The 25352-nt window shown below is 67.8% G+C and carries 22 protein-coding genes, 1 tRNA gene and 1 pseudogene; 11 read left to right on the forward strand and 13 right to left on the reverse strand.

The window, feature by feature from the left end; all coding sequences use genetic code 11:
• Positions 1–14: 14 nt before the first annotated feature.
• The 8 genes from L2X99_RS11480 to L2X99_RS11515 form a co-directional block, all read right to left on the reverse strand.
• Positions 15–650, reverse strand: a complete 636-nt coding sequence (locus L2X99_RS11480; RefSeq protein WP_236135133.1) for an asparagine synthase — start codon at positions 648–650, stop codon at positions 15–17.
• 76 nt (positions 651–726) lie between these two features.
• Complete coding sequence (locus tag L2X99_RS11485) at positions 727–1347, reverse strand: GntR family transcriptional regulator (protein ID WP_236135134.1); 621 nt, start codon at positions 1345–1347, stop codon at positions 727–729.
• 129 nt (positions 1348–1476) lie between these two features.
• Positions 1477–2586, reverse strand: a complete 1110-nt coding sequence (locus L2X99_RS11490; protein WP_236126844.1) for a fatty acid desaturase family protein — start codon at positions 2584–2586, stop codon at positions 1477–1479.
• 182 nt (positions 2587–2768) lie between these two features.
• On the reverse strand, positions 2769–2972 hold the full coding sequence (locus tag L2X99_RS11495; protein WP_236126843.1) for a cold-shock protein: 204 nt from the start codon (positions 2970–2972) through the stop codon (positions 2769–2771).
• 499 nt (positions 2973–3471) lie between these two features.
• Complete coding sequence (locus L2X99_RS11500; protein ID WP_236126616.1) at positions 3472–4110, reverse strand: lysophospholipid acyltransferase family protein; 639 nt, start codon at positions 4108–4110, stop codon at positions 3472–3474.
• A gap of 163 nt (positions 4111–4273) precedes the next feature.
• Positions 4274–4555, reverse strand: a complete 282-nt coding sequence (locus L2X99_RS11505; RefSeq protein WP_236126615.1) for a hypothetical protein — start codon at positions 4553–4555, stop codon at positions 4274–4276.
• A 383-nt stretch (positions 4556–4938) separates the two neighbouring features.
• Positions 4939–6207, reverse strand: coding sequence for a DUF1214 domain-containing protein (locus tag L2X99_RS11510; RefSeq protein WP_236135135.1), 1269 nt, complete (start codon positions 6205–6207; stop codon positions 4939–4941).
• Positions 6208–6275: 68 nt separating this feature from the next.
• Positions 6276–7694 (reverse strand): DUF1214 domain-containing protein, encoded by a 1419-nt coding sequence (locus tag L2X99_RS11515; protein ID WP_236135136.1) that lies wholly within the window; start codon positions 7692–7694, stop codon positions 6276–6278.
• Positions 7695–7865: 171 nt separating this feature from the next.
• Here L2X99_RS11515 and L2X99_RS11520 point away from each other — a divergent pair, with 171 nt between their 5' ends.
• Complete coding sequence (locus L2X99_RS11520; RefSeq protein ID WP_236126612.1) at positions 7866–8504, forward strand: TetR/AcrR family transcriptional regulator; 639 nt, start codon at positions 7866–7868, stop codon at positions 8502–8504.
• A 440-nt stretch (positions 8505–8944) separates the two neighbouring features.
• Here L2X99_RS11520 and L2X99_RS11525 read toward each other — a convergent pair.
• Both L2X99_RS11525 and L2X99_RS11530 read right to left on the reverse strand, forming a co-directional pair.
• Positions 8945–9033: transfer RNA gene (locus tag L2X99_RS11525), tRNA-Ser, on the reverse strand.
• A 79-nt stretch (positions 9034–9112) separates the two neighbouring features.
• Positions 9113–10117 carry a LacI family DNA-binding transcriptional regulator gene (locus tag L2X99_RS11530; protein ID WP_236126611.1) on the reverse strand — a complete coding sequence of 335 codons (1005 nt, stop codon included), beginning with the start codon at positions 10115–10117 and terminating at the stop codon, positions 9113–9115.
• Between the two features lie 174 nt (positions 10118–10291).
• Here L2X99_RS11530 and L2X99_RS11535 point away from each other — a divergent pair, with 174 nt between their 5' ends.
• The 10 genes and pseudogenes from L2X99_RS11535 (at position 10292) to L2X99_RS11580 (ending at position 22090) form a co-directional block, all read left to right on the forward strand.
• Positions 10292–11833, forward strand: coding sequence for a sugar ABC transporter ATP-binding protein (locus L2X99_RS11535; protein ID WP_236135137.1), 1542 nt, complete (start codon positions 10292–10294; stop codon positions 11831–11833).
• A complete protein-coding gene (locus L2X99_RS11540; protein ID WP_236135138.1) occupies positions 11830–12867 on the forward strand; it encodes an ABC transporter permease in 1038 nt (345 codons plus the stop codon). The genes L2X99_RS11535 and L2X99_RS11540 overlap by 4 nt, the downstream gene beginning before the upstream one ends.
• Positions 12860–13951 (forward strand): ABC transporter permease, encoded by a 1092-nt coding sequence (locus L2X99_RS11545; RefSeq protein WP_236126608.1) that lies wholly within the window; start codon positions 12860–12862, stop codon positions 13949–13951. Before L2X99_RS11540 ends, L2X99_RS11545 begins: the two co-directional genes overlap by 8 nt.
• A 28-nt stretch (positions 13952–13979) precedes the next feature.
• Positions 13980–15035, forward strand: coding sequence for a rhamnose ABC transporter substrate-binding protein (gene rhaS / locus L2X99_RS11550; RefSeq protein ID WP_236126607.1), 1056 nt, complete (start codon positions 13980–13982; stop codon positions 15033–15035).
• A 72-nt stretch (positions 15036–15107) separates the two neighbouring features.
• Positions 15108–16550, forward strand: a complete 1443-nt coding sequence (locus tag L2X99_RS11555) for an L-fucose/L-arabinose isomerase family protein (protein WP_236126606.1) — start codon at positions 15108–15110, stop codon at positions 16548–16550.
• Positions 16547–16909, forward strand: coding sequence for an L-rhamnose mutarotase (locus L2X99_RS11560; RefSeq protein ID WP_236126605.1), 363 nt, complete (start codon positions 16547–16549; stop codon positions 16907–16909). Before L2X99_RS11555 ends, L2X99_RS11560 begins: the two co-directional genes overlap by 4 nt.
• The gene (gene rhaI / locus L2X99_RS11565; RefSeq protein ID WP_236126604.1) at positions 16906–18069 is read left to right on the forward strand and encodes an L-rhamnose isomerase; all 1164 of its coding nucleotides are present in this window, start codon (positions 16906–16908) and stop codon (positions 18067–18069) included. The genes L2X99_RS11560 and rhaI overlap by 4 nt, the downstream gene beginning before the upstream one ends.
• On the forward strand, positions 18066–20126 hold the full coding sequence (locus L2X99_RS11570) for a bifunctional aldolase/short-chain dehydrogenase (protein ID WP_268928502.1): 2061 nt from the start codon (positions 18066–18068) through the stop codon (positions 20124–20126). Before rhaI ends, L2X99_RS11570 begins: the two co-directional genes overlap by 4 nt.
• A gap of 199 nt (positions 20127–20325) precedes the next feature.
• Positions 20326–21537, forward strand: a pseudogene (locus L2X99_RS11575) (rhamnulokinase); the annotation flags it as partial.
• A gap of 190 nt (positions 21538–21727) precedes the next feature.
• The gene (locus L2X99_RS11580) at positions 21728–22090 is read left to right on the forward strand and encodes a GntR family transcriptional regulator (protein ID WP_236126603.1); all 363 of its coding nucleotides are present in this window, start codon (positions 21728–21730) and stop codon (positions 22088–22090) included.
• Positions 22091–22094: 4 nt separating this feature from the next.
• On the opposite strand, the gene L2X99_RS11585 is transcribed toward L2X99_RS11580, so the two are convergent.
• Genes L2X99_RS11585 through L2X99_RS11595 form a run of 3 tightly spaced genes read right to left on the reverse strand, consistent with a single transcriptional unit; the run spans position 22095 to position 25338 of the window.
• Entirely contained in the window at positions 22095–23054 is a 960-nt protein-coding gene (locus tag L2X99_RS11585) for a carbohydrate ABC transporter permease (RefSeq protein WP_236126602.1), read from the reverse strand.
• Complete coding sequence (locus L2X99_RS11590) at positions 23051–23980, reverse strand: carbohydrate ABC transporter permease (RefSeq protein WP_236126601.1); 930 nt, start codon at positions 23978–23980, stop codon at positions 23051–23053. Before L2X99_RS11590 ends, L2X99_RS11585 begins: the two co-directional genes overlap by 4 nt.
• On the reverse strand, positions 23977–25338 hold the full coding sequence (locus L2X99_RS11595) for an extracellular solute-binding protein (protein ID WP_236135139.1): 1362 nt from the start codon (positions 25336–25338) through the stop codon (positions 23977–23979). Before L2X99_RS11595 ends, L2X99_RS11590 begins: the two co-directional genes overlap by 4 nt.
• Positions 25339–25352: the final 14 nt, after the last annotated feature.

Genomic DNA, 25352 nt, shown 5'->3' on the forward strand with positions numbered 1-25352 from the left:
GAATCGGCGCCGTTTCAGCTCTTCGCCGAGGCCTTCCGGCTCCAGCGCGAGGTGCGCTCCTCCTTGGCCCCTGCCTTCGCCGCCTCCTTCGCGAGCTTCTCGGCGTGCTTGCGCCTGCTGCGCTGCTGCGACGAGAGAGCCTGCAGATCGACGAGCTTCAGCGCCTGCATCCGCGCCTCGCGCATCGTGGCGTACTCCGGGTCCTGGTCGGGTCGCATGCCCTCGACGAGCAGACGGCGGTCGAGGTTGCCGCGCACGTCGGCCCAAGCGGCCGCCCGAGCCGATTCGACCAGCTCGTTCACCTCGTCGCGATCGTCGGCCATCTCGCGCAGGCGCTGTGCGACGCCGGTGGACTGCCGCGCCCGCCGTTTGAGGTTGCGCACGTCGCGATCACGATAGTCGTGCGTGCCGGACGGATCGGAATGACGGCCCTTAGCGCGCTTGCGCAGCGCATTCAGATGCTCGGCGGCCTGATCGGACTCGGCGGCCATCGCCCGCAGAACGTCGCGCGCGTCACCGGCGTAGCGGTCGAGGTCGAAAGTGCCGCCCTGGGCGATCGTTCCGACGAGGATGTGGTTCTTCACGGCGAGGCGCGCCGCCGCTGTGGCGATCGCGACGCCCTCCGCGATGGCATCCGCTGTCCGTCCCACGACACCTCCTGCCATGAGCGTACCTGCCGGGTCCGACGTCGGGACAGCCCCGGCCGCCGTGGGTCCGGGACCGGCGTCAGGAGGCGGACGCCACAGGCGCGCCCCAGAGCGCGACGGCCTCATCGCAGGCGGTCTGCAGATGCGCACGATTCAGCTCGCAGACGAGTTCGGCGTCCCGGTCGATGAGCGCCTCGACGATCGCGCGATGGGCGGCCAGATGGGAGTGCAGATCGGCGTTGCGGCCGAAAGCGCGACGGAACCGCGTCTCGAACACGCCCATGGTCTCGTCGAAGGTCTCGTTGCCCGCCAGCTGGATGACAGTCCGGTGGAACCTGCCGGCTGCGAGGTTCGTCTGCACCACGTCGTGCGACGCGGCGGCGTCCTCCTCCTGAGCGAGCGCGGCCTTCACTCGCGCCAGCCCCTCCTCGTCGTGCCGCACGGCGGCGAGGCTGAACGCCGCGTTCTCGATGGCGATGCGCAGCACGGTCAGGTCGAGCACGTCCTGCGCGGTGAAATCGCGCACGATCGCCCAGGTTCGCGGGCGCGAGACGACGATCCCCTCGACGACCAGCCGCCGGATCGCCTCACGCACCGGCAGCCTCGACACGTTCAGCTCCGCCGCGAGGTCCCGCTCAACCAGTCGCGAACCTGGTAAGCGCCTTCCCAGGACGATGTCGTCCCTCAGCACGCGCGACACGCGCACTGATTCCAGTTCTACAGGCCCCAGCCCCATGGATGGATTCAAGCACGGGCAGGCCCGAACGCCAAGGTCATGTCCGCCGCCGCGGAGATGCGAGTCGTCGGCTGCGGCCGTGCGGCGCCCTGCTCAGACCCGACGGTACTGCGCGGCCATCGGGCAGTCGAAGGGGTCACGGGCGGCGAGGCCGACCCGATTCAGATACTCGATGACGATGGCGTACGAGCGACCGAGCGATGTCTCCGTGTACGGCACGTCGTTGGCCGCGCAGAAGTCGCGGACGATCTCACGCGCCCGCGCGAGGTGCGGCCTGGCCATGCTCGGGAACAGGTGGTGCTCGACCTGGTAGTTGAGGCCGCCCATCAGCCAGGTGGCCCACCATCCGCCGCGGATGTTGCGCGAGGTGCGCACCTGCTTCGAGAAGAAGTCCAGCTTCGCGTCACGGTCGATGACCGGCATGCCCTTGTGGTTCGGGGCGAACGACGCCCCCATGTACACGCCGAAGACGGCGAGCATGACGCCGACGAACGCGAACGCCATGCCCAGCGGAAGCAGCAGGAAGATCGGCACGAGCACCAGCACGAAGCGTCCGGCGATCATGCCCAGTTCCGCCCAGCGACCCTTCACCTGCCCGCGGCCGGCGAGGTGCTTGACGCTCAGATAGTGCAGGTTGACCCCCTCGAGCGTGAGCAGCGGGAAGAACAGCCAGCCCTGCCTCCGGGTGATCATGCGCCGCAGCCCGCGCGCCTGCGCGGCATCCTCGTCGAGGAACGAGATCGTGTCGATCTCGATGTCGGGGTCCTTGCCGACGCGGTTCGGATTGGCGTGGTGGCGACTGTGCTTCGAGTCCCACCACGAGTAGCTGATGCCGACGAAGGATGCCAGCACGCGCGCCAGCCGGTCGTTCGCAGGGCCGGTCGCGAGGATCTGCCGGTGTGCGGCCTCATGGGCGAGGAACGCCACCTGCGTGAAGAGGATGCCCAGCGCTGCCGCGATGAGCAGCTGGAACCAGCTCTGCCCGAGCAGGATGAATCCGGTGATGACCCCGCCGAACGCCGTGGCGATCGCTGCTCCGACGAGCGCGTAGAACCACGGCGCGCGCTGCAGCAGGCCGGTCTCGCGCACGACCTGCGAGACGTGGGTGTAGGCGCGCGTGATCGGCGGGAAGTCCTCTGCACCGGCATAGGTCTGGCGGATGGGACCGAGTGTCGCTGATGCGACGGCGGCTGAAGTGGAGATGATCGAGCCCCTGACGTGTGGCCGACCGTCGAGGAAACGATCGGGCGGAGCCAAAGGCGGATGCCGATCGCTTCTTCACACCGTACGCGGGTGCGTATGCCGCAACCTGCATGCATCCGGCAGACGGAACGGGCGGTCGAGCCGAAGCCCGACCGCCCGTTCGCGTCAGAGATCAGAACTGATCAGAGGGGACGGATGTTCGCCGCCTGCATGCCCTTGGGGCCCTGCTCGGCGTCGAACTCCACCTTCTGGTTCTCATCCAGGCTGCGGTAGCCGTTGCCCTGGATCGCGCTGAAGTGCGCGAACAGGTCGGCCGAGCCGTCATCGGGAGCGATGAAGCCGAAGCCCTTTTCGGAGTTGAACCATTTGACGGTGCCAGTGGCCATGACGTCATTCCTTCGTTGTCTGGGACCACGGGAGTGATCCGTGAAACCGCGACGGCGACGCCGAGGCGGGGTATGGGTGTGCGCGGACAGATGGTCCGGCGCAGGGACGGCGTGCTCCTCGAGCGCGCTGCGCGCGGCATCCAGCGTCTGATGCGCGCTGATGCGTTCACCGACGGGGCCATAGACGAGAAAACGGTCGTCGGCGTCCACGACGACATGGCCGGCGTACTCGCCGTCGCGCGTGGCGACGTGCACGTCGTAGTCGGCCTGGCGCCAGAGCAGCGCCGGAGCGAGTGTTGCAGTGATGAAGATGTGAAGCAGTCTTTCAGTGATTCGCGTTCCGCGCCATCTTTGGCGGGCCGCAGGAGGAAGTCGGAAGTGCGTGCGCCTTGTGAGCGCCGCGTGCGGAGACGGAGGGGCTGACACCTCGACGTCATGAGAATCTCCACCCTGAGCAGACTCCGATGCGCGGACGCCGAGCCCCGATCGCGGAAGCGGTTCAGTCGCGCGAGGTCGCGTTGACGCTGCCCGAGCGCTCCTGCCCGCTCAGACGTGCGATCGCGGCCATCATGCGCTCGGTGATCTCGCGTCGGGCCTTGCCGTCCGGCACGTTCGCGAGGTCGGTCAGATCGAGCGGTTCGCCGAAGCGGACCTCGACACGCGGCTTCCCCCACAGATGGCTCAGCGGTGTGACGGTGCCGGTGCCGACCAACCCGACGGGCACGACCGCTGCGCCCGTGTCGCGCGCCATCCACGCGGCGCCGCCGTGCCCCGCGTGCAGCTTCCCGTCGCGTGACCGGGTGCCCTCCGGGAACACGGCGAAGACACTCCCGGCACGCAGGATGCTGCTGCCGGCGTCGAGCGCGCCCCTGGCGTCGCGTCCGGTCGCGCGGCGCACCGGAACGCCGCCGATGGAGCCGAAGAACCAGCGCTTGAACCTGCCGAGCAGGCCCGCGCCCTCGAAATAGGACGACTTGATGAGGAACTGCACAGGGCGCGCGGCGGACGTCGGGATGATCAGTGTGTCGAGCGACGAGAGGTGATTGCTCACCAGCAGCACCGCCCCGTGTTCAGGCAGGTTGCCGCGCCCCACGATGCGCGGAAGGTACATCAGCCAGAACAGCGGCCGAAGGATCACCCGTCCGATGAAGTAGACGGCCCCTGGCCGGGGTCCAGGCCGGGGGCCGACGGGGCGGGTGAGGTCACGTCGCAACCCTACCCGGGTCGTGTCGCTCGGCTCACATGCCGAGCAGCCGCCACGCGCCCGCTCAGCAGGCACTCCGACTCGGCCCAAGCATCTGTCACCTGTCGGGTGGCACGCGCCGGTTGTGCTGTGGAATCGCGACAAGCCCCGGCATCAGCGCCATGACCAGGACTGCGATCGCCCAGAACCCCAGAGCCGGAACGAGAAAGAACGCTGAGGCTGTCACGAGCGCGATGCCGACGACTCCCAGAGCGATCGCAACAGGACTCCGCCAGTACGCGAGGCGCCGGCCGACGCTCGCGTCGCTGGCGCCCTTCACGGACTGGTAGAAGAGGGCACCACCCGCGAGGACTCCGAACCACGCCACCAGGTCGAACATCCGCCCAGCCTGGCACTCGCAGTACGGCGAAGGCAACGAGCAGAACCCGTGCGGATGAGGGATTCGAGTCCCTCGCGGAAAGCGCCACCCGCCTGCGCCGACATGAAACGGCCCCGAGGACTTCGTCCGGGCCGTTTCACATGGCGGAGACGGAGGGATTTGAACTCGCGCCGATCCCAATCGAGGTCGACTGAAACCGCGTGATTCCGCGGCGTCTGACGCCCCGGACTACCGTCTCGATCCGATCAGTTCGGTTCGATTCGTGGCAGAAACATGGCACGTACCTAGGGACGACCATCCGGAAACAGCCGCTTCAGGCGGGCGACCTGCGACTAGACACAGGCGTCCTCGAACGTCACCAGACGTGTCTTCGGACGGTGCCATCAGTAGATGCGTTCCACATCGGAAAGGGCCCATTGCTTTGTCATGACGTCCTTTCCGACGCCGTAGAAGCGGAACATCAGCTCGAAAGCGTCGGAGTCACCCGTCTCGATGGTGTTGGCTTCTTGACCGGGCTCCGCGCGGGGCCCGAAGTACACGTCGACGGTGCCGTCGTCATTGGTGATCAGTCCGGGTGTCTGCGAGGACACGGAGTATTTCGTGTTGTCCCGGATGAACGCGTGCGTCCGTGCGTCGTACATCGTCACCGACCAGAACTGCGATACGGGCACGTGCGCGGGCAAACGCATCCGGTAACTCGCTGCGGAAGAGAAGAAAGCGCCGTCGCTGTCGCGGAGGTTGACCAGGTAGAACTGGCCGATGCCCAGTCGCCGGATGCCGATGAAGGCCATGTGGTAGATGACACCACGGTTGGGATACGGGTAGCCCTCCGGGTGGGCGTCGAACCCGTCGCGCTGACTGTCGGTGAAATCCTGCCGCCCGGGGAAGAACCATTGCGTGCCGTTGAAGAAGGGCTCGAAGCTGCCCTCGTACTCCGCCTTCAGCCAGGCATGCGCCTCGCCGACGGCATCGGTGAGGACGGCAGCATCGTCGGCGGTGGGAGCGAAGGGTTCGCCTTTTCGGATGCCGATGGATTCGAGCATCTGCTCGAACGGTCGGTCTCGAGCGAGGAGGGGCTCGTCTTGAATGGCGCGGTGCAGAAGCTCGTAGAAGCTCAGATCGTACGGGATGGTGGTGTCGACGACTTGGCCTTGCAGATCCCGAGCGGACGTCGCCGGTGGGTTGGCGGCCTCGGCGAGCGGGTAGACGCGGATCTTTCGGCAGAGTTCGAGACCCCGGTCAAGTGCTTCCTGCGTGCCCTCTTCCAGCACCGACCTGAGCAGCGCATAGCTGCCGTAGGTTTCGCCGGGTAGCGCGATGTATCCGTCAGGCACGTCTTCATCCCAGTCAGGCGGGAGGATGAGGTATCTGCCGCCTCGCCCCTCGTCGACACCGAAGTGGCCGACGTCTTCCAGCGGAACCTGCCACAGGTTGCAGATGGACCCGTTGAGCGCTTGCCCGTCTTCTTCTGCGGGGATCTCGACAACGACGGGGCCGTCATGGGTGTCGAAGAAGGCCATGTAGTAGATCAGGTCGGGGTTCGGGGTGAGCGTCTGGTTGCGCCAGTCCAGCAGCTTGGACCAGTAGACGAACTGGTTCGTCTTGCCGGCCGCGAGGGTCTCTCGCATGAGCTGGAAGTTGACCGCGGGCATTCCCCAGATTGCAGTCTCTACGGCGTGACGATGCTTGCCGCGAGTTAGGGCGTCTGCGCTGATATCGTTCATGCTGTCCTCTCACCGTGTGGCTGACGGATGAAGTCGCCGGGTCGCCAGTTGCCATCGAAGGCCCCTTCGGAGGGGCCGTAGATGCGGAAGTAGACGAACCAGCCCGACCCGGGGATCGTCTGAACCCATCGATGATCTGCATGCTCGGGCGGAGTGGGCCCGAAGTGCAAGGTGACTTCGTCGGCGTCGAGGTGACTACGGAGCTCGAACATCGATCTGAGTGCGGCATTGCCCTGCTGCGTGGCGATCTGGCTGCGGGTCTGAGCGTCGTAGACGGTGATGCTCCAGAACAGTTTCGCTGGCACCGGAAGCGGCACGGTGAGAGTGTAGGCGGATCCGCCGTCGAGGTAGGCGTTGGCGCTGTCGCGCGCGCAGAACCAATAGACCGATCCGCCCCCAGCCTGGCGGCGGAACATCGCGGGTGATGACGCGATGGCCTGGTAGAACCAGGTCTCGCGGGCGGTCACGTCGAGATGTCCGTCGAGGTCGAAGGATGCGTTCTCCGGGCGAAGGCTCACCCATTCCCAATGACGATCGGGCCACGCCACGCGGTCTTGGCGGCGATCTGCGAGCGACTGGACTCGCATCTGAGCGTCTGCCTCGACTGCGGCGTGCTTGAGTATCGACACTGTTCGCTCGTCGGCGGGCATCGGTTCGCCGGCTCGGATGCCGAGAACGGCGAGTTCGGCGAGTGCCGTCTGGTCGGCGGGCGTGGTGCCCTGCTCTGTGATGTAGCGAAGGAGCGTGTCCCAATAGGCAGCGGTGCCTTGCACTCGGTTCGGGCTGGTGTCCTGCCGTGTGCCCGTCAGGTCGATCCAACGAGGTTGCTCCCAAGGCGCGCGTGAATCTAGTGGGGTGACGACCGTTCGCTTCATCAGCGCGATCGCCGCGTCGACGTCGGCGTCCACGGGCACGGCCCGAAGCCCGGCGATGACGGTGGGCGTGGTTGCGCGGACGAAGAATGTGCGTTCCAACTCGGACTGGGCGGCGACGTCATCTGCCGAGGCGCCCGGCGGCAGGATGACGAAGCGGCCACCCTCACCATTGTCGGGACCAGGGATGCCCACGTCGGCGATCCACGACTGATCGGCGTTCAGCAGCGCTCCCAGGATCGGGCCGGCCGGAAGGTCGACGACGAGCGCGCCGTCCGACAAGTCGAGGATGACCGAGGCATACGGGGTGTCGGAGTTCAGCGTCAGTCCGCGCTGATCCGGGCGAGTATCCATCGTCCCGAACACCCGATTCGGGACGACTCCGATCGCCAGGTTGCCGTCGAACAATGCGTACCCGGAGACCGCGGGAAAGAAGTGTTTGTAGACGGCGATGGCGCGGACAAGATCGGAGGCGTCGTACGCGGCGTCGATGGTCTCTGGCGTCGGAAATCCAGCCAGGAACGCGTAGGTCTGCTCTGTCATGGTGTTACTCCAGTTCCGCGGTCGATGGGAAAGATGTCAGTGCAGTCACGAGCGCCGGCTGCCACGTGTGTGGCAGGAAGCCACCCCGGCAATGAGGCCCCTGGTTGCGGCGATTATGACACTATGGATAATCGAACGCACGGTCAACGAAAACGTGGGGAATGGATACGGATGCCGAAGATCGTCGACGTTGAACGGCGACGCGAGGACATCGCGCGCGCCTGTTGGCGGGTGATCGTGCGCCACGGCATCGCCGGCGTCACTACGCGCGAACTCGCCCGGGAAGCCGGGATCGGTAGCGGCGTGCTGTTCCATTATTTCCCCGACAAGGAAGCGATCATCTTCGCCGCATTCGAGCTGCTCACAGAAAGCTTCCGGCAGCACCTCCGAATCAACATCGCGCCCGCGCGTGACGCACGAGAGCGCCTGCGGCTGGTGGCTTTGAGCAACCTGCCACTGGACCCTGAACGAGCCGACGAGTTCGGCGTATGGCTGTCCATGTGGGCGCACACATACACGAACGACGCGCTCCGATCCAGACAAGCTGAGCTCTACCAGAGCTGGCGCGACATCCTCGCCAACCTGGTCCGAGACGCGCTCTCCGACGGCTACCTGGATCCGACGCTGGACGCGTCCGTCGCTGCCGCCCAGCTCTCAGGAATCACCGATGGCCTCATCGTCCAGATGATGCTCGACCCCAGCCGCCCAGTGGCCGAGCTCGCGGTCAAGGCCGTCGATGACCTGCTCGACCGGTGGTGGGTTGGCATGCACCCAGCGGTCTCGGCAAGGGTCGAATCGGCCTCTACCTAATTGACCGCCGAAACCTCGCCCATGTGGGCGCTAAGGGCGCGCCGCTGTCCTGGCCGCCCTTCCACACCAAGACGGGACCGCATGCGACACGCCCGTTGGCCGCTTCGAATGGCACGAGAACCCGCTGCGCACGCACCAGCTCGGGCCTGCCGATAACGTCGACTTCGTTCGCGACGAGACCCGACCCGGGAGTCGGAGGACCGCAGCAGGCTCCTTCGGGTGTCTGCCGGGCGAAGAGAGACGGAGGGATCGGCGCTCTCGGTCTCGCTCTCAGGTGACCGAAACCGCACAGTGGACGAGCGCTCATCGAGCAGAACGCTCAGAGAAATCCCGCAGAACCGCAACACTGCTCAACGCCGACCATGCCGCAGACGTGGCAGAGATGGCAGATCACGTGGCAGAAGTGGTATAAAATAGCCCCTGATCAGGACTTTCCAGTGCGGAGACGGAGGGATTTGAACCCTCGGTCCCCGTGAGGGGACTCCACCTTAGCAGGGTGGTGCACTAGGCCTGACTATGCGACGTCTCCATGTGCGAAGCCTCGGCCGCGCACGTCCATCCATCATAACCGGTCGATTGTGACGTCGCGAACCGGGCCGGCGCGCGGTTCAGGCCCCCAGGGACGATGCGCGGGCGACGAGCTCCGGCTGGAACACCACGTGCTCCGTGGAGGGAGCCGCACCACCGCTCCGGCTCAAGAGCATGTCGACGGCGGTGGATCCGATGAGGGAGGCGGGCTGGCGCACCGAGCTGAGCGGGATCACCGCTGCCGCGGCGAAGTCGATGTCGTCGTAGCCGATCAGGGCGATGTCCTGCGGAACGCGGGCGTTCCCCGTCATCACCAGGCTCTGCAGCAGGCCGAGTGCCAGCAGGTCGTTCGCGGCGAACACCGCGTCCGGCCGCTCGGCGGCGGGCCTCCGCATGATCAGGTCGCCCAGCCGTCGCCCCTCATCGACGGTGAGTGCCTCGGTGGCGAGGAACTCGACGCTCGCGTTGGCGGCGGCCGCAGCGGCCTGGGCTCCACTGAGCCGGTCGGCGACCTGCCGCAGCTTCACCGGCCCGCCCACGAAAGCCAGGCGTCGCCGTCCGGTCGCGAGCAGGTGCTCGGCGGCGAGCCGTCCGCCCTCGACGTCATCCACCGCGACCGAGGCGAACCGCGGATCCTGCGACTCGCGGTCGACCAGCACCGAGGGGATGCCGCGCTCGCTCATCTGCACCAGTCTCGGCAGCAGCTCCGCCACGGGCGTCACCAGCACGCCCGTGACGCGCTGCTCCTCGAACAAGGCCAGATGACCGGCCTCACGCTGCTGGTTCTCGTCGCTGTTCGCGACGAGAACGGTCAGTCCGTGCTCGTCCGCCCGCTCCTCTGCGCCGCGCACGACCTCGGCGAAGAACGGGTTGCGGATGTCGAGGACGACCAGTCCGATCGCCCGGCTGCGCCCCGCGCGCAGCTGCCTCGCCGCATCGTTGCGGATGAAGCCGAGCCGCGCGATGGACGCCTGTACCCGCGCGACGATGTCGGCGGACACCTTCTCCGGCCTGTTCAGCACGTTCGACACCGTGCCGACCGACACCCCGGCATCCTCCGCGACATCTCGCACGCTGATCGCCACGACGCACTCCTCCCGTCAACAGAACTCTACGACGATCGCCAAGCAATGAAACGAATCAGAATCAGTTTCGTCCGCCTCTTGTCTTCACGGTTGCTACGCCATAGCATCGTCGTGCATGAGTCAATGAAACGATTCATCCAATGACCCGACGCTCGATGAGGAGACGGCTGCATCATGACCTTCCCGCCGCCCGCCGCGGAATCCGATCCGCCCGTGCTCGCGCTCCGCGGCGCAGTGAAGACCTTCGGACCGGTGATCGCCCTCGCCGACGGGACGATCGAACTGCGCTCCGGTGAGATCCACGCGCTCGTCGGCGAGAACGGCGCGGGGAAGTCGACGCTGGTCAAGCTCCTCGCCGGGCTGTACCACCCCGACGGCGGCGACTTCCTCATCGAAGGCGATCCCGTCGCCTTCCGGTCGGTCGCCGACAGCAAGGCCGCAGGCGTGTCGGTCATCTACCAGGAGCCCACGCTCTTCCCCGATCTCACCGTCGCCGAGAACATCTTCATCGGTCGCCAGCCGCGCGGAGGCGCCGGACTCATCAGCCGGACGCGGATGCGCGCCGACGCCCGCGAGCTCTTCGAGACGCTGGGCGTGCCGATCGATCCCGACCGCATCGCCGAGGGCCTCTCGATCGCCGACCAGCAGATCATCGAGATCGCCAAGGCCATCTCGCTGGACGCCCGTGTCCTGATCATGGACGAGCCGACAGCGGCCCTGAGCGGTGTAGAGGTGGAGAGGCTCTTCCAGGTCGCCCGCTCACTGCGCGACCGCGGAGCGGCGATCCTGTTCATCTCCCATCGGTTCGACGAGGTGTTCGCACTCACCGATCGCATCACCGTGATGCGCGACGGCCGCTACATCGCCACCCATCAGACGGCCGAGGCGACGGTCGAAGGGATCGTCCGGCAGATGGTGGGTCGCGATGTCGACCAGCTCTTCCCGAAGACGCCGGCGCAGATCGGCGACGTCGTGCTCTCCGTACAGGGACTCACCCGGCGCGGCGTGTTCCAGGACATCGACATCGACGTGCGCGCCGGTGAGATCGTCGGGCTCGCCGGCCTGGTCGGCGCCGGACGGACAGAGGTCGCCCGCGCAGTGTTCGGCATCGACGAGTACGACGACGGCCATGTCGCCCTCGACGGCGTGCCGCTGCGTCGGCACGACGTACAGAAGGCGATCGACGCCGGCATCGGTTTCGTGCCCGAGGACCGCCGTCGGCAGGGACTGGTCATGGACCTGTCGGTGTCGCGCAACGCCACCCTCGCGCTCCGCGGGCGACTGGCGCGCTTCGGCCTGATCCGCGGCGACCGGGAGCGCCGCACGGCGCAGGAGTGGACGAAGCGGCTGCAGGTGAAGACCGGATCGATGGAGTACCCGGTCTCGACCCTCTCTGGAGGCAACCAGCAGAAGGTGGTGCTCGCGAAATGGCTGTCGACCGAGCCCCGGCTGCTGATCATCGACGAACCGACGCGGGGCATCGACGTAGGCACGAAGGCCGAGGTGCATCGCCTGCTCTCCGACCTCGCCGGGCGCGGGATCGCGATCCTGATGATCTCCAGCGAGCTGCCGGAGGTGCTCGGCATGGCCGACCGGGTCGTCGTGATGCATGAAGGACGCGTCACGGCGACGATCGACCGCGACGAGGCGACCCCCGAGGCCGTGATGCATGCCGCGACCCACGCCCCCGCCGCACGGAAGGAGGAGGCCGCATGACCGCCGTCGACGAGAGCACGACGCAGCGAGGGCCCGCGTCGGCCCCCTCCCGGCTCGGCGGCCTGCTGCGCGCACGCGAGCTCCCGGTGCTGATCGCGCTGGTCGCCCTCGTGCTCCTCACCTACCTGGCCAATCCGCTGTTCCTGTCGCCGCAGGGCGTGAAGGACCTGCTGCTGAACGCGACGATCATGATCATCCTCGCCGCCGGGCAGACCCTCGTCATCGTCACACGCAACATCGACCTCTCCGTCGGCTCGATCCTCGGCCTGGTCGCGTTCATGACGGGAACGCTGTTCGCGAACTCCCCGGGCATCCCGATCTGGGTCGTCCTCCTCGCCGGGGTCGCGTTCGGAGCAGTGCTCGGAGCGGTCAACGGACTGCTCGTCACGCTGGCCGGCGTTCCCGCTCTGGTGATCACGCTCGGCACGCTGTACATCTATCGCGGCCTCAACAACTGGTGGGCTGGCGGCACCCAGTACTTCGCCGACGACCGGCCCGACGCCTTCGGCGCGCTCGCCGTCGACACGATCCTCGGGTTCCCGATCATCACGCTGATCGCGATCGTGGCCGTCGCCGCGCTCGCCGTCTATCTCGCCGGCGCCCGTTCCGGACGCGATCTGTACGCGATCGGCTCGGATCCGTCCGCCGCCGTGCTGTTCGGCATCAAGGTGAACCGCCGCGTGCTGTTCGCCTTCGTCGCGAACGGACTTCTCGCCGGCCTCGCCGGCGTCCTGTACGCGGCACGGTTCAACTCCGTCGGCGCGACGACCGGCACGGGGATGGAGCTGAACGTCGTGGCCGCCGCGGTCGTCGGCGGCGTCGCCATCTTCGGCGGATCGGGAAGCGTCGTCGGGGCCGCCCTCGGCGCGCTGCTGCTCACGACGATCACGAGCGCCCTCACCGCGATCCGCGTCGACAAGTTCTGGCAGCAGGCGATCGTCGGCGCGCTCATCATCGTCGCGATCCTCATCGACCGCATCGCCGCGCTGCGCACCGCACGCCGGCTCCGACTCAGCGAGGCACGAGATGACTGACACCGACACCTCCACGTCGCTGGCGGCGGCGTCCACCTCCAAGACCCTGGCCGGCGAGCCGAAGGGCCGCACCGGGTGGAACCGGATGCTGCTCGGCCGCGACGCGATCATGATCTACGTCCTGGTCGCGACGATCCTGCTCTTCAGCGTCACCGTCCCCCGATTCGCCTCACCGGTGACGACCGGGTTCCTGCTGCTGGATGTCGTACCCGTGCTGCTGATCGCCATGCCGATGACGCTGATCATCATCACCGGGGAGATCGACCTGTCGGTGGCATCGATCGCCGGTCTGACCAGCGCCGTGCTCGGCGTGCTCTGGCAGTCGGGCGTCGGCATCGTCCCCGCACTGCTGATCAGCCTCATGGTGGGCGTGGTCACCGGAGCGGTCAACGGCATCCTCATCGCCGTCGTCGGCCTGCCGTCCCTCGCCGTCACGATCGGCACTCTGGCGCTGTTCCGCGGTCTCGCCCTGGTCGTGATCGGCGACAATGCCGTGGCGAACTTCCCGCCCGAGCTGAACGCCTTCGTCACGTCGAAACTCGGCGCGACGGGCATCCCGACGGTCATGATCATCGTCGCGATCGTCGTCCTGATGTTCGGTGTCGTGCTGCACTTCACACCGTTCGGTCGGGGCCTCTACGCCATGGGCTACTCCAAGGAGGCGGCGCGGTTCGTCGGCATCGATGTCGAGCGATCGAAGTTCTGGCTCTACGTGGCCTGCGGCGTTGTGGCGGCGATCGCCGGCATCTACTGGACGCTGCGGTACTCGAGCGCCCGATCGGACAACGCCGCAGGGCTCGAGCTCACGGTGATCGCCGCCGTCCTGCTCGGCGGTGTGTCGATCTTCGGCGGCCGCGGATCCGTTCCCGGAGTCGTCGCGAGCGTGCTCCTGATCGGCACGATCAACTACGCACTCCGCCTCGGACGCGTCTCCGACGTGGTCCTGATCATCGTCACCGGCACTCTGCTGATCGTCTCGGTGGTCCTCCCCAGCATCACCGCCGCGCTCGCCCGCCGCCGACATGAGCGCCGGATGCGGCATGCACGTCCCCAGGGCACGACCTCGGGATCCGTCGGCGCCTAGCACCAGGCGCCCGTCGAAAGGAAGAACAATGGAGTTGAACCTGAAACACCGTCGGCGCGGACGGATCGCAGCGGCCGTCGCGCTTGCCGCCTCGGCGGCTCTCGCACTCGCCGCCTGCAGCGGCACACCCTCCGATGGCGGAGGCGGGGGTGGTGGCGGCGGGGCGGATGACCTGAGCATCACCTTCATCCCGAAGCAGCTGAACAACCCGTACACCGATGTCGTCCTGGGCGGCGGGAAGGACGGCGCGAAGGAGGCCGGATTCGCCTCTTCGCAGGTCGTCGGGCCGCTGGACGCCAGTGCCTCGAGCCAGGTGTCGTTCATCAACGCCGAGACACAGGCCGGAACCAACGTCCTCGTGATCGCCGCCAACGACCCCGACGCGGTCTGCCCGGCGGTGGAGGAGGCGAAGTCAGGCGGTGCCAAGATCGTCGGCTTCGACTCGGACCTCAACTGCCGCGATCTGTTCGTCAGCCAGGTGGTGGCCAAGGATGTCGCTCTCATCCAGGTGAAGCTCATCTCCGAGCAGATCGGCGGCGAGGGCGAGATCGCCATCCTGTCCGCCACGGCGAACGCGACCAACCAGAACGAGTGGATCAAGTACATGGAGGAGGAGCTGAAGTCCAACCCCGACTACGCGAAGATCAAGCTCGTGGCCACCGTCTACGGTGACGACGACGACACGAAGTCGTTCCAGGAGGCTCAGGGGCTCATGCAGGCGTACCCCGACCTCAAGGGCATCATCTCTCCGACGACGGTCGGCATCGCCGCCACCGCGCGATACCTGTCGACCTCGCAGTACAAGGGCAAGGTCGCGCTGACCGGGCTCGGCCTGCCGAACGAGATGCGCCCGTTCGTGAAGGACGGCACCGTGACGGAGTTCGCGCTGTGGGATCCGGCTCAGCTCGGATACGTCGCCGCGTTCGCCGGCAAGGCACTGGCCGACGGCAAGATCACGGGCAAGGAGGGCGACACCTTCACGGCCGGTGACCTGGGCGAGAAGGAGGTCGGTGCGGACGGCGTCGTCATCGTCGGGCCTCCGACGGTGTTCAACAAGGACAACATCGACGACTACGACTTCTGATCCGTCGGTGCTGCGGGGCCGGCGTCCGGCCCCGCAGCACCGGTCCGCCTGAAGTCCCGGAAAGAGAATGAGATGACCGCAGACAACACCGCCGCCCTCCTCCCGCCGCACCGGCGCCGCAGGCCGAGGATCGGCCTCGTGGCCGGCGGCCTCGGCACCTACTGGCCGCAGTTCCCCGGGCTGCTCCCGCAGCTGCAGGAGTCGTCGCGCTACGTGTCGGAGCGATTCGCGGAGATGGACGCGGAAGTCGTCGACGTCGGCTTCATCTCGGATGCCCAGGAGGGGGCTGTCGCCGCGGAGCGTCTGCGCACTGCGGACTGCGATCTGATCGTGCTGTTCCTCACCACGTATCTCACGAGCTCGATGGTGCTGCCCATCGCTCAGCGCGCCGGATCCCCGGTGCTCGTCATCGACCTGCAGCCCACCGAGAAGATGGATCATGCCGCCTTCGACACCGGCGCCTGGCTCGCCTACTGCGGCCAGTGCCCCGTGCCCGAGGTCGGCAACGTCTTCCGCCGCGCGGGCATCCCGTTCCGGTCGGTCTCAGGCTGGCTCCGTCAGGAATCCGCCTGGGAGCGGATCGGACGATGGATCTCGGCCGCGCATGTGCACGCAGCGCTGCGGCATGCGCGTCACGGACTGATGGGGCACGTGTACCCGGGGATGCTCGACGTCTCCACGGACCTCACGCTGCTGCCGACCACGTTCGGATCCCACGTCGAGGTGCTCGAGTTCGACGACCTGCGGGTCAGGGTCGAGAGGGTGACCGACACGGAGACCGCCGAGCGCATGGCTCTGGCACGGGAGATCTTCACGATCGACGACTCCGTCCAGGAGGCGGACTTCGCCTGGGGCGCCCGGGTCTCGGTGGGCCTCGACCGGCTCGTAGACGACTTCGGGCTCGACTCCCTGGCCTACTACCACCGCGGACTCGACGGCGAGCAGCACGAGCGGCTGGGTGCCGGGATGATCCTCGGCGCCTCCCTGCTCACCGCGCGGGGCATTCCCACGACCGGTGAGTACGAACTGCGGACGACTGTCGCGCAGCTGGCGACGCAGGTGGTCGGAGCGGGCGGCTCGTTCTGCGAGATCCAGGCCCTGAACTTCGAGGACGGCGTGGTCGAGATGGGGCACGACGGCCCCGCTCATCTCGCCGTCTCCTCCCGCGACCCGCTGCTGCGCGGCCTCGGCGTCTACCACGGCAAGCGCGGCTGGGGCGTCTCGGTGGAGTTCGACGTTCAGCACGGTCCTGTCACGCTTCTGGGCCTGGGTCAGGACCGCGACGGCGCGCTGTCCTTCGTCGCCTCCGAGGGCGTCGTCGTGCCAGGCCCGCTGCTCGCGATCGGGAACACCACCAGTCGCGTCGATTTCGGACGCGACCCCGGGGAATGGGTTGATGCCTGGTCTGCGACGGGCGTCGGGCATCACTGGAGCCTGTCCACCGGCCACCGCGCGGAGACCTATCGCGCCGCGGCATCCCTCCTCGGCATCGACTTCCGCGAGGTGCGCGCATGAATCGCTACTGCTTCCAGCTGCAGGTCGCCGCCGAGCACCTCGACGAGTACCGCCGGCGTCATGCCGCCGTCTGGCCGGACATGCTTCACGCCCTGCAGGACAGCGGCTGGCACAACTACTCGCTGTTCCTGCGTCAGGACGGCCTGCTGATCGGATACTTCGAATCGGAGGGCACTCTCGAGCAGGCGCAGTCGGCCATGGCCGGCACCGATGTCAACGAGCGGTGGCAGTCCGAGATGGCGCGGTTCTTCGTCGATCTCGACGGTGCACCGGACACCGGCTTCCTCGTTCTCGACGAGATCTTCCACCTCGAGGATCAGCTCGCATCCACCGCCGACAAGGAGAGCACCGCATCATGAGCAGCCTGTCCCCATCGATCCTGTCCGAGCTCGAGCAGCAGTCCATCGAGCTCCCCTCCTGGGCCTTCGGCAACTCCGGCACCCGGTTCCGGGTGTTCGGCACACCCGGCACTCCGCGCGACCCGTTCGAGAAGATCGCGGATGCCGCACAGGTGCACGCCTTCACGGCGCTCGCGCCGTCGGTGGCCCTGCACATCCCGTGGGACATGTGCGACTTCGGCGATCTGCGCAGACACGCCGAGGACCACGGCGTGCGGCTGGGGACGATCAACTCGAACACCTTCCAGGACGAGGACTACAAGTTCGGCGCACTCACCCATGAGGACGATCACGTCCGACGGAAGGCGATCGACCACCACCTCGCCTGCATCGATGTCATGGATCAGACCGGCAGCCGCGACCTGAAGATCTGGCTGGCCGAGGGATCGAACTATCCCGGGCAGGCCGATCTTCGTGCCCGCCAGGATCGCCTGCACGACTCCCTGCAGAGGATCTACGCCCGGCTGGGTGACGATCAGCGCCTGGTCCTGGAGTACAAATTCTTCGAACCGGCGTTCTATCACACGGATGTCCCGGACTGGGGGACGAGCTATGCGCAGGTGGCTGCGCTCGGCGACAAGGCGATGGTCTGCCTCGACACCGGCCACCACGCCCCCGGCACGAACATCGAGTTCATCGTCATGCAACTGCTGCGCCTCGGCAAGCTGGGCTCGTTCGACTTCAACTCCCGCTTCTACGCCGACGACGACCTGATCGTCGGCGCCGCCGATCCGTTCCAGCTGTTCCGCATCCTGTTCGAGGTGATCCGCGGAGACGGGCTGAACAACCACGATGTGGCATTCATGCTCGACCAGTGTCACAACATCGAGGACAAGATCCCGGGACAGATCCGCTCGGTGCTGAACGTGCAGGAGATGACCGCCCGCGCACTGCTCGTCGACCGCGACGCCCTCGCCGCCGCGCAGAGCGCGAACGACGTGCTGGCCGCCAATGCCGTGTTCATGGACGCTTTCTACACGGATGTCCGCCCCGCCCTGGCCTCCTGGCGCGAGTCCCGGGGACTCTCACCCGATCCGATGGCCGCCTACCTGGCATCCGGCTATCAGCAGCGGATCGCCGTCGACCGCGTCGGCGGAACCCAGGCCGGCTGGGGCGCATGAGCGCCGATCACGAGGAGACCGACATGACCGACCCCGCCGCCGCCCTCATCGCACGATCCAACCGCCTCGGCGCTGATCCGAAGAACACGAATTACGCCGGCGGGAACACCTCGGCGAAGGGGACGTCGACCGACCCGGTCACCGGCGGGCCCGTGGAGCTGCTCTGGGTGAAGGGCTCGGGCGGAGACCTGGGCACCCTCACCGAGCAGGGACTCGCCGTGCTGCGCCTGGACCACATGCGCGCGCTGGTGAACGTCTACCCCGGCGTCGACCGCGAGGACGAGATGGTCGCCGCATTCGATTACTGCCTGCACGGCAGGGGCGGCGCCGCCCCGTCGATAGACACCGCGATGCACGGACTGGTCGATGCCGCACACGTCGACCACCTGCATCCGGACAGCGGCATCGCGATCGCGACCGCCGCTGACGGCGAGGCGCTCACGACCAAGATCTTCGGCGACAGGGTCGTGTGGGTGCCGTGGCGCCGCCCCGGATTCCAACTCGGCCTCGACATCGCCGCGATCAAGGCGAAGAACCCGCAGGCTGTCGGCTGCATCCTCGGCGGCCACGGCATCACCGCGTGGGGCGACGCGAGCGACGAGGCCGAGGCGAACTCGCTGTGGATCATCGACACGGCAGCCGCCTACATCGCGGAGCACGGCAAGGCCGAGCCGTTCGGCGGTGTGCGCACCGGATTCGAGGCGGTGCCAGAGGCCGAGCGTCGTGCCCGTGCCGCAGCCCTGGCCCCGACGATCCGCGGCATCGCCTCGACCGACAGGCCGATGCTCGGGCACTTCACCGACTCCGACGCGGTGCTCGAGTTCCTGGCCTCCGAGAAGGCGCCGGCTCTGGCGGCGCTGGGCACGAGCTGCCCGGATCATTTTCTGCGCACGAAGGTCAAGCCGCTCATCCTGGACCTGCCGGCGACCGCATCCGCCGAGGAGCAGATCGCGCGACTGCACGAGCTGCACGCCGAGTACCGCGCCGACTACCAGGCCTATTACGACGCGCACGCCACTCCCGAGTCTCCTGCGATCCGCGGCGCGGATCCGCTGATCGTGCTGGTGCCCGGCGTCGGCATGTTCTCCTACGGCGCGAACAAGCAGACCGCCCGCGTCGCCGGCGAGTTCTACGTCAACGCGATCGGCGTGATGCGCGGCGCCGAGGCGCTGTCGACCTACGCGCCGATCTCGGACGCCGAGAAGTTCAATATCGAGTACTGGGCGCTCGAGGAAGCCAAGCTTCAGCGGATGCCGAAGCCGAAGTCGCACCAGGGCCGGGTCGCCTTCGTCACCGGCGCGGCCTCCGGCATCGGCAAGGCCATCGCCACCCGCCTCGCCGCCGAGGGCGCCTGCGTCGTGGTCGCCGACCTCGACCTCGAGAAGGCGCAGGCGGCGGCATCCGAGCTCGGGAACGCGGATGTCGCGATCGGCGTCGCCGCGAACGTCGCCGACGCGGATGCCGTGCGGGCAGCGCTCGATGCAGCCGTGCTGGCCTTCGGCGGTGTCGACCTGGTCGTGAACAACGCCGGCCTGTCGCTGTCGAAGCCGCTGCTGGAGACCACCGAGAAGGACTGGGACCTGCAGCACGACGTGATGGCGAAGGGGTCGTTCCTCGTCTCGAAGGCCGCCGCGAAGGTGCTCATCGATCAGAAGCTCGGCGGCGACATCATCTACATCTCCTCGAAGAACTCCGTCTTCGCCGGCCCGAACAACATCGCCTACTCCGCGACGAAGGCCGATCAGGCCCACCAGGTGCGGCTGCTCGCGGTCGAGCTCGGCGAGCACGGCGTGCGGGTCAACGGCATCAACCCCGACGGCGTCGTGCGCGGCTCGGGCATCTTCGCCTCGGGCTGGGGTGCGAACCGCGCCGCGACCTACGGCGTCGCGGAGGAGGACCTCGGCCAGTTCTACGCGAACCGCACGATCCTGAAGCGCGAGGTCGTCCCCGAGAACGTCGCGGACGCGGTCTACGTGCTGACCGGCCCGGAGTTGTCCCGCACCACCGGCCTGCACATCCCGGTCGACTCCGGCGTCGCGGCGGCTTTCCTGCGATGAGCCCTGTTCTCCTGTGGCCACTCCTCCGGTCGTTGAGCGAGGAGCGCAGCGACGAGACGAAACGCGCCAGGACTCCCGACACACCTCACCACGTTTCGTCTCCGGCTCGTCCCTCGCCTCCGCTCAACGACCCGTGGAAAGGCAGCCGATGACCCGCGCGTTCGCCGCTGTCGACCTGGGCGCGACGAGCGGCCGGGTCATGATCGGACGCGTCGGCCCCGACCTGCTCGAGCTCGAGCAGGTCGCGAGGTTCCCGAACGGACCGGTGCAGCGCGAGGATGGCCTGCACTGGGACTTCGCAGCCCTGCTCGAGCACATCCTCGACGGCCTCGCCGAGGCGGTGCGCCGCGAGCCCGCGATCGAGAGCATCGGCATCGACTCCTGGGCGGTCGACTACGGCCTGCTCCGAGACGGCGAGCTGCTGGCCGAGCCGTTCCACTACCGTGACGAGCGCACGGCCCGCGGCGTCGAGCGGGTGCACTCGGTCGTCCCGTTCGACCAGCTGTACGCCCGCAACGGCCTGCAGTTCCTTCCGTTCAACACGCTGTACCAGTTCGCCGTCGACGAGCGGAATCCCGATGCCGACACCGCGCTGCTGATACCGGACCTGCTCGCCTTCCTGCTCACGGGCGCTCGGGTCGCCGAGCGCACGAACGCGTCGACGACGGGCCTGCTCTCGGTGCGCACCGGGGAGTGGGACCGAGATCTCGCCGAGCAGATCGGCGTCGATCCCGGCATCCTGCCGCCGCTCGTCGATGCAGGCACGGTGATCGGATATCTGGCGCCTCACGTCGCCGCGCGGATCGGTGCCGACCTTCCCGTCGTCGCGGTCGGCTCGCACGACACCGCTTCCGCCGTGGTCGCAGCTCCCCTCTCCTCGCCCGAATCGGCCTACATCTCGTGCGGCACATGGGGACTCGTCGGGCTGGAGCTCGATGCGCCGGTCGTGACCGAAGCGGCTCGCGCCGCGAACTTCACCAACGAGCTCGGCGTCGACCGCCGCATCCGCTTCCTGCACAACGTCACCGGACTCTGGCTGCTCAGCGAGAGCGTGCGGGCCTGGGAGGCGGAGGACGGCGCGCCCATCGACCTCCCCGCCCTTCTCGCGCAGGCGGCATCCGTCGATGACGCGCTCCCCCTGTTCGACGCGAACGACGCGGCACTGGCGGCGCCCGGCGGGATGCCGGATCGCATCGCCGGCGTGCTCAGCGCTGCCGGGCGCCCGGTGCCGCCGAAACGGGCTGCGCTGGTGCGGACGATCGTCGAGTCGATCGCCGCGGCGTTCGCCGGCGCCGTCGCCACCGGCTCGGAGCTCACCGGTCGCCGCGTGGATGCGATCCAGCTCGTCGGCGGCGGCTCGTTGAACGACCTGCTCTGCCAGGTGACCGCCGACCGTACAGCGCTGCCGGTGCTCGCGGGCCCCGTCGAGGCGACCGCGCTGGGCAACGTGCTGATGCAGGCGCGGGCGGCCGGTGCTGCCCCGCAACACTGGAGGGGCTGCGCGACCTCGTGTCCCGCACGCACCGTCCGCACCGTCACGACCCGCGCTGATCCGCAGCCTGCGGGTCCTCCGCCTGATACGTTCTGCGCAGGAGGTCCGCATGCCAGAGATCGACATCGCCATCGACCCCGAGGCGGCGACTCCGCCGTTCGAGCAGCTCCGAGACGGTCTGCGCGAACGGATCGCGAGCGGCCGGCTGCGTCCGGGCACGAAGCTGCCTCCCGTTCGCGCGCTGGCGGCGTCGCTCGGCCTCGCGGCCAACACGGTCGCGCGCAGCTATCGCGAGCTGGAGGCCGATGGCTTCGTCGAGACGCGGGGACGAGGCGGCACGGTGGTCGCACCACGGCTGGACGCCCCGGCGCGCCACCAGCGGATGCTGGAGCTCACCCGCGAGTACGTCGCCGCGGTGGACGCGCTCGGTGTGGATCGCGCGGACATCCCGAGGTACGTGGACCGGATCTGAGCCCTTACCCCTTCACCGCCCCGCCCAGACCTGCGGAGCGCAGGAAGACCGACTGGAACATCAGGAACATCGCGATCGGGATCAGCGTGGCGATCGCGAGGGCGGCCAGGAACACATCCAGCTCGGTCTGGGACTGCACGGCCGGCAGCCGCACCGACAGGGGCTGCACCGCGGGATCGGGCAGCACGAGCATCGGCCAGAGGTAGTCCTTCCAGGCGGCGATGATCGCGAACACCGAGACCACACCGAGGATCGGCTTCGACATCGGCAGCACGATCGACCAGAACAGCCGCACTGGACCTGCGCCGTCGGTCCTCGCCGCTTCGAACACCTCTCGGGGCAGAGCGTCGAAGAAGCGCTTGACGAGCAGGATGTTGAACGCGTTCGCCGCCATCGGCAGCCAGACGGCGAGGTAGTTGTTCAGCATCGACTGACCGACCAGCGGCGGGTTGACGATCGTGAGGTAGAGCGGCACGAGCAGGACGATCCCGGGGATGAACAGGGTCGCCAGCACGAGCGCGTTCAGGATCGGCGCGTAGCGCGGCTTCAGCACGGACAGTCCGTACCCGGCGGTGGTCGCCACGAACAGCTGGAAGAACCACGCCCCGACCGCGAGCAGGATCGTGTTCCAGAAGTAGTGCGAGATGCCCACGTCGTTCCACGCCGTCGCGATGTTGGCCCAGTCCACGCCGTTCGGCCACAGCGCGAACGGCTGCGAGAGCGTGTCCTGCGTCGGGGTGATCGCCGACTTCATCAGCCACAGGATCGGCCCCAGGCCGGCGATGACCAGGGTGACGGTGAGGAACACGTGGGTCGCGCCCATCCCGAGCCTGGCGCCGCGTCTGCGGCGATCGAAGGCCGAGACGATCGAGCGTTCGCCCTGGTCGGCGGTCACGCGGCGTGCACGCTTCGTTGCCTTCGGAGCGGGCTGCGGAACGAGTCGCGCGGGTGCGGTCGCGGTCATGTGGTGCTCCAGCGTTCGGTGAGCTTGAAGTAGAGCCAGCTGAGCAGCGCCAGCGCGATCGCGAGCAGCACTGACACCGCGGTGGCCTCGCCGTAGGCGCCGCCGAGGCTGTTCCGGAACGCCTTGTCGTAGATGTACAGCAGGATCGTTCTGGTCGCGCCCGCGGGTCCGCCGCCGGTGAACAGGAACGGCTCGAGGAACACCTGCGCGGTCGCGATGATCTGCAGGATCAGCATGATGAAGAGGATGCCGCGCAGCTGCGGCAGCGTGACGTGCCAGACCTTGCGCCACACACCGGCCCCGTCGACCTCGGCGGCGTCGTAGAGCTCTGGCGGCACGCCGAGCAGCGCGGCGAGGTAGATGATGATCGAGCCGCCGGCGCCCGCCCACGTCGCCTCGAGCACGAGTGAGGGCATCGCCTGCACGGCATCCTGGATCCACGGCTGCGGCGGGATGCCGACCCACCCGAGCACCGTGTTGAAGACGCCGTTCGGGTCGGCGGAGTAGAAGAACTTCCACAGCAGCACCGCGACCACCGGCGGGATGACGACCGGCAGATAGGCGAGCGCCGAGTAGATGCCCTTGGCGCGACGCACCTCGCTCATCAGCACCGCCATGAACAGCGGAACAGGGAACCCGAAGATCAGGGCGAGCACCGCGAACCACAGGGTGTTCAGCACCGCTTCGCCGAGCAACGGGTCGCTCAGCACCTTCGTGTAGTTCGCGAGCCCCACCCAGTCCGACGTGATCAGGTTCGTCTTCTGCAGGCTCATCACGACCGACTGCACGATCGGCGACCAGCTGAAGACCGCGAACACGACGATCATCGGCAGCAGGAACAGCAGGTTCCACAGGCCGCCGCCCCGGTACCAGGTCAGTGGTGTCCGGCGGGGGCGGCGGCGCTGCGGGTCCGTGAGAGACGTCATTGATCGAGCAGCGCCTGCGCGTCGGTCTGCGCCTTCTGCAGCAGGGCGTCGATGTCGGCGTCCTTCTGGGTGAGCACGGTCTGCACCACGGTGTCGAGGAGCGCGTACACCTCCTGCGTCTTCTTCTTGGGCTCGCCCACCGGCGTCTGCTCCCAGATGCTGTCGGTGAACGGCGTCATCTGGTCGCGCGGCACGTTGATGTACGGCTCGATCCAGGTGAGCGACTTCTCGTACTGCTCCCGGCTCAGCACCGGCAGCAGCGGCGTGCCGACCGCCTGGCCGGAGTCCGCGAGCGTCTTCGCGTCGGTCACCGCGGCATCCTCATCCATCAGCTTCTGCATGTAGTACCAGTCGATCCAGGTGACGGCGGCATCCTTCTTCGCCTGGTCGGCCTTCGGGCTGATCACGGCGACGTCGCCGCCGCCGAGCGTGCCGGGGTCGTCGCCCTCGACCGGCACCACGGCCAGCCCGTACTGCTCCGGCTTCATGCCGAAGTCGCGCACGAGCGCGGTGTACACGTCGGATCCCGAGGTGTACATGCCGAGGTTCCCGGCGGCGAACTCCTGGTTGATCGTGCCCCAGTCCAGGTCGAACTTGGATCCGAACGATCCGTCCTCCCAGCGCACGTCGTGCAGGAACTGCAGCGCAGCCTTGGTCGCGTCGTTGTCGATCGTCGAGGTGGCGGAGCCGTCCTCCGCGTCGGTCTGAGTGCGGGCGCCGCGCGCGACGGTGGCTGCGGTCAGCTGCCAGCCGCCGGTGTTGTTGGCCGCCATCTGCGCGTAGCCGGCCTTGCCCGTCTTCTCGGCGATGGTCTTGGCTGCGGCACGGATCTCGTCCCACGTCGTCGGGGGCTTGTCGGGGTCGAGCCCGGCAGCGGTGAAGAGATCGCGGTTGTAGTGCAGCCCCATCGCGTAGGCCTGCCGCGGGAATCCGTAGATCTTCCCGTCCGATCCGGTGACCCCGTCGAGGATCACCGGGTTGAACTTGTCCTCGTACCCGAGCTTCCCCAGCGCCTCGGTGACATCGGTGAGCTGGCCGTTCTCGAGCAGTGTCTTGGTGTCGGTGAACGGCACGGTGAAGACGTCGGGCAGGCTCCCGCCGGCGAGCTGCACGGCGAAGGTCGGCCCCTTCCACTCGTACTCGACACCGATGATGTCGATGTCGGGATGCTCCTTCTCGAACTGCTTCTCCTGTTCGGCGAACGCCTTGTACGCGGCGGCGTCGGCGCCCGGCGGGAACGTCGCGACGCGCAGCTGCGTCTTGCCGCCGCTGTCCGCGGGACCGCTGGAGCAGCCGGCGAGGGCGCCGACCGTCGCGAGCACGGCGATGCCCGCGACGAGGATCCGTGTTGACTTCATCGTCTTTCCTTCCA

The sequence above is a fragment of the Microbacterium sp. KUDC0406 genome (genome assembly GCF_021582875.1).
GTDB lineage: Bacteria > Actinomycetota > Actinomycetes > Actinomycetales > Microbacteriaceae > Microbacterium.